General features: G+C 63.2%; 4 protein-coding genes. All 4 read left to right on the top strand.

Annotation, left to right across the window (positions count from 1 at the left end; genetic code table 11):
• The first annotated feature begins 156 nt into the window (after positions 1 to 156).
• The 4 genes from ACE03M_RS04580 to ACE03M_RS04565 all read left to right on the top strand — a co-directional run bounded on the left by ACE03M_RS04580 (position 157) and on the right by ACE03M_RS04565 (position 4,532).
• The gene (locus ACE03M_RS04580; protein ID WP_485932905.1) at positions 157 to 1,179 is read left to right on the top strand and encodes a LacI family DNA-binding transcriptional regulator; all 1,023 of its coding nucleotides are present in this window, start codon (positions 157 to 159) and stop codon (positions 1,177 to 1,179) included.
• Between the two features lie 120 nt (positions 1,180 to 1,299).
• On the top strand, positions 1,300 to 2,409 hold the full coding sequence (locus ACE03M_RS04575) for a substrate-binding domain-containing protein (protein WP_485932904.1): 1,110 nt from the start codon (positions 1,300 to 1,302) through the stop codon (positions 2,407 to 2,409).
• A 90-nt stretch (positions 2,410 to 2,499) separates the two neighbouring features.
• Positions 2,500 to 3,324, top strand: a complete 825-nt coding sequence (locus ACE03M_RS04570; RefSeq protein ID WP_143924260.1) for an ATP-binding cassette domain-containing protein — start codon at positions 2,500 to 2,502, stop codon at positions 3,322 to 3,324.
• Positions 3,321 to 4,532 (top strand): sugar ABC transporter permease, encoded by a 1,212-nt coding sequence (locus tag ACE03M_RS04565; protein WP_143924259.1) that lies wholly within the window; start codon positions 3,321 to 3,323, stop codon positions 4,530 to 4,532. Before ACE03M_RS04570 ends, ACE03M_RS04565 begins: the two co-directional genes overlap by 4 nt.
• Positions 4,533 to 4,585 lie beyond the last annotated feature (53 nt).

Genomic DNA, 4,585 nt, shown 5'->3' with positions numbered 1-4,585 from the left:
CCCCCCCCGCCCCCACCTCGGCGTGGATGTGGGGTGCGGGCCGAATCGCCGGACCGTCTGCGACCATGCGAGCGCCAGCGGCTATCATCATTCCTATCGGTCGCCCGCGCGCAGACCGCAAGCGGTCCGTAGGATTCCCGACTCAAAGGTGTGGTCATGGCGAAGCAGAACGATCGGCCGACCCTGGCCACGGTCGCTTCGCGCGCAGGAGTCAGCATCAAAACCGCTTCCCGAGTGCTCAACGGCGAAAAGCATGTGGCCGCGAGGACCGCTGAGAAAGTGGAGGAAGCCGCCGCCGAGCTCGGATTCCGCATCAACTCCACGGCCAGGCGCCTGCGTGCCGGTGGCCGTTCGCCCTACATCGGCGTGGTCATGAGCGATGGAGATGACCCCTTCCAAGCTCGCCTCTTCACCCTGTTGGAGGCCGAGCTGAGCAGGGTCGGACTGCGCCCAGTCGTGACGGTCACCGCCGACGATCTCGACCGTGAACGAGGCTTCCTCGACGAGTGCCTGGCCAATGACATGACCGGAATCTGCGTCATCCGATCGCATCCGGACGCCGCACGGTTCTACGCCGATGCGGCGTCTGCTGCTGTGCAGATCGTGTCCTTCGACCCATCGACAGCAGGGCCGGGCGTGGACCTCATCGCCGGTGATGAGGAACGTGCCGGACGTCTGGCGGCGACTCAACTGCTCAATCACGGGCATATCAGCCTCGGCGTCATCGGCGATCATTCGACCAGCCCCATCACCACCGCCAGGCTCGCCGGAATCCAATCTGCCTTCGCCGGACGCTCGGACATCGGGTGGCGCGCCTACATGCGCGAAGACGCCCACGATCTGGCCAGCGCGAAGAACGTCGTCGCGGCCTGGCTGGGTTCGCGCAGCGCGCCCAGCGCACTGATCGCCCTGTCCGCGACCCTGACTCAGGGGGCCATCGACGCCTGCCGGCGCCTCGATGAATGGCCGGCGCTGGTGGGCATCGATGATTTCCCCGCCGCGGACCTCTTAGACGTGACCGTCATCGATCGTGACGTCAGCGCCATGGCCGCCGAGGCGGTCCGCCGTCTGCGGCAGGTGCCGAGTTCCGCGACCGCACAGGGTGCGGACGGAGGATCGTTCGAGGTGCCGGTGCACGTGATCGCGCGCGGCAGCGGCGAAGAGGCATCTGGCAAGTAAGACTGTCCGTTGAGATCACTCCGAGAAGAATTTTTCGGTGAAACAGTTGACACGGAGCGTCGATGGGCGAATCATATTGTTCAGCCTGACAACGTTGTCAGAAAGATTGAGAGGCTCATTATGAGGTACAACCTGCAGTCCCGTAACAAGCAGTCCCGAAAGAAGCTGGCGCTCCTCGGTGCTTCGGTTGCCATCGGCGCTCTCGCGCTCAGCGGCTGTGGGAGCCAGAAGGGCCAGGGCAACGCCGAAGCCGAGAGCGGTTCTGGTTCAGACGGCGAGGTGGCCATCGCCTTGCTACTCCCAGAGTCCAAGACCACGCGCTACGAATCTCTGGACAAGCCGAACTTCGAGAAGTACGTCGCAGAGGCCAACCCCGAAGCGAAGGTCAAATACAGCAACGCCAACCAAGATGCGACCCAGCAGCAACAGCAGGTCGAAGCGGCAGTCACCGAGGGAGTCGACGCCATCGTCCTTGACCCGGTCGACGCCTCGGCAGTGTCATCGGCTCTGTCGAAGGCCGAGGCCAAGAAGATTCCGGTCATCTCCTACGATCGCTTCTTCGAGGGTGCCGACTACTACACCTCGTTCGACAACAAGAAGATCGGCAACCTCCAGGGTCAAGCCGTCCTCGACGGGCTTAAGGCCGAGGGCGTCGACCCGAAGTCAGGCCCGGTGTGGATGGTCAACGGCGATCCGAAGGACCCGAACGCCGCTGACTTCAAGGCCGGTGCCGAGGAGACGCTCAAGGCCGCAGGTGTCGAAATCGCCGGCAGCCATGACACGCTCGACTGGAACCCGGACGATGCCCGTAAGTGGGTCGAAGGCCAGCTGCAGAGCGCTGATGAGGATCCGATCGCCATCTACGCGGCCAATGACGGCACCGCTGGCGGTGTTCTCGCGGCCACAAAGAAGGCGAAGGTCGAAACCGTCGTCACCGGTCAGGATGCGGAGGTCGACGGTCTGCAGAACATCCTCAGAGGTGACCAGTACGCCACGATCTACAAGTCGATCCCGCCCCAGGCGGAGTTCGCTGCCAAGGCTGCCGTCGCCCTGGCTGGAGGCGAGGAACCAGAAGGGTCAACAACCTACAAGAACACCCCGACGGACTTCGTCGAGGCCAAGGTCGTCACGAAAGACACTGTGAAGGACATCGTCGGGGATCAGATCAAAGCCGAAGACATCTGCACCGGCGGTGTGAAGAAGCTCTGCGACGACGCAGGCGTGAAATAACAGCACGCTGCTCAGTGCCGGAACCCGTGAGGTTTCATCTGGAGCGCACGGGCTCCGGCACCGCGAATCGACATCGACAAGTAGGAACAGATGACTCCTGAGACACCTGAACCGGCGCCCGCCTCCTCGCGGGCACCGGATGACAGCAGCGAAACTGTGCTCGAACTGCGCGGGATCAACAAACGATTCGGAGCCGTTCAGGCTCTGACTGACATCAACCTGACAATCGGCCGTGGCGAGGTCGTCGGCCTCGTCGGAGACAATGGCGCCGGCAAGTCGACGCTGATCAAGGTCATTGCAGGCGTCCACTCGGCCGACGAGGGCGAACTCATAATCAATGGGACCACGCAGAAGTTCGCTTCGCCGAAGGACGCGCAGAACGCGAGGGTCGCCACAGTCTTTCAGGATCTCTCACTGTGTGAGAATCTCGACGTCGTGGCCAACCTCTTCCTCGGACACGAGAAGACCCGCGGCGGTGTTCTCGACGAGGTGGCCATGGAGGCCAAATCCTGGGAACTGCTGCGCAGCCTCTCAGCGAAGATCCCGAGTGTGAGGGTGCCGATCGCAGCTCTGTCCGGCGGCCAACGTCAGACGGTCGCGATCGCCAGGTCCCTCCTCGGCGAGCCGTCCATCGTCATGCTCGACGAGCCGACGGCGGCCCTGGGCGTGGCTCAGACCGCCGAGGTGCTCAATCTCATCGAACGTTTGAAGGAACGCGATCTGGGTGTGCTGCTCGTGAGTCACAATATGGCCGATGTGCAGGCAGTTGCCGACAGGGTGCATGTGCTGCGCCTGGGCAAGGACGCCGGTGACTTCCCCGGAGACGAGCGCACGGACGTGCTCGTTGCCGCGATCACCGGGGCCAGCGACAATGTCGTGACCCAAAGGGCCACGCGCAGGGGTGAGCGCCGATGACCCGCAACTCATTCATCACCGACGAACGGATCTCCCACGAGGGCCTCTTCGCCACGTTCCTCCGCCGCGTCAAGGAGGGCCAGCTCGGTTCGCTTCCCGTGATCCTCGCGCTCGTCGTCATCGTTATCGTCTTCCAGACGGCGAACAGCAACTTCCTCTCTCCGGCTAATCTCGTCAACCTTTCATCAACGGTTGCCTACATCGCGATCCTGGCTCTGGGCATCAACCTCATCTTGCTGCTCGGCGAGATCGACCTGTCCCTGGCGCAGCTGGGTGGGCTGGCCGCGTCGCTGCTCGGTGTACTCGTGGTCAGGCAGGGAGTGAACCCACTGGTGGCGCTGGTCATCATGCTGCTGCTCGGTATGGTCGTCGGAGCAATCCAAGGGTGGTTCTTCGCGGTCGTCGGCATCCCGGCATTCGTCGTGACCTTGGCGGGACTGCTCGCCTTCACCGGTCTGACGCTGACGACGTTGGGCACGCAGAAGAATCTGTCGATGTCGGACACGTTCGCCTTCGATTTCGCGAATTTCTACTTCCCAGCCATCTGGGCCTATGTGTTCGGTGCGATCGCGGTCATCGGCTTCGCCGCCGGAATCATCTACTCGAAGCTGCGTCGGCACGGCGAGGGCCTTGATGCGCCGAGCTGGACTTCGGTGATCGTGCGCATTGCACTGCTGGCGGCAGTCGTGTTCGGCTTCCTCATCCTCATTAACCAGGACTTCGGGCTCGTGATGCCCTTCCTCCTCATGATCGTCATCGCGGTCGTCATTGATCTGGTGCTGCGCAAGACCCGCTACGGCAGGTCGATCTACGCCGTCGGCGGCAAGGTCGAGGCGGCTCGTCGAGCCGGCATCCGGGTGACGTGGGTGCGCATCAGTGTCTTCATGGCCGCGGGCACTTTGGCCGCGCTCTTCGGCTTCATCAAGGCGGGGGTGACGACTAACGCGGGATCGACTCTTGTCCCCACCCAGGATCTGCTCAATGCCATAGCGGCGGCGGTCATCGGAGGTACCTCGCTGTTCGGCGGTCGCGGTTCAGCTTGGGCCGCTGTACTCGGTGCCCTGGTAGTCGGCGCGATCAACAACGGTCTCTACCTCATCGGCTTCAACTCCGATGCGCAGCAGATCATCACCGCACTCGTCCTGCTCGCCGCCGTCGTCATCGACGCCCTGAGCCGCCGCGGACAACGCTACGTCGGACGCGGCTAGCTGGCGATTCGTCACATCTCACCGATGCGGTAGCGAAACGTCGACAGCAGAGC

The sequence above is a fragment of the Brevibacterium sp. AGC70 genome, assembly GCF_057334195.1.
The sequence above is the reverse complement of the archived record's forward strand: the minus strand, read 5'-3'. Positions and strand labels throughout refer to the sequence as shown.

Bases quoted from the DNA above. Each gene is read 5' to 3' on its own strand.
- ACE03M_RS04580 (WP_485932905.1), top strand. From the start codon at position 157: ATGGCGAAGCAGAACGATCGGCCGACCCTGGCCACGGTCGCTTCGCGC.
- ACE03M_RS04575 (WP_485932904.1), top strand. From the start codon at position 1,300: ATGAGGTACAACCTGCAGTCCCGTAACAAGCAGTCCCGAAAGAAGCTG.
- ACE03M_RS04570 (WP_143924260.1), top strand. From the start codon at position 2,500: ATGACTCCTGAGACACCTGAACCGGCGCCCGCCTCCTCGCGGGCACCG.
- ACE03M_RS04565 (WP_143924259.1), top strand. From the start codon at position 3,321: ATGACCCGCAACTCATTCATCACCGACGAACGGATCTCCCACGAGGGC.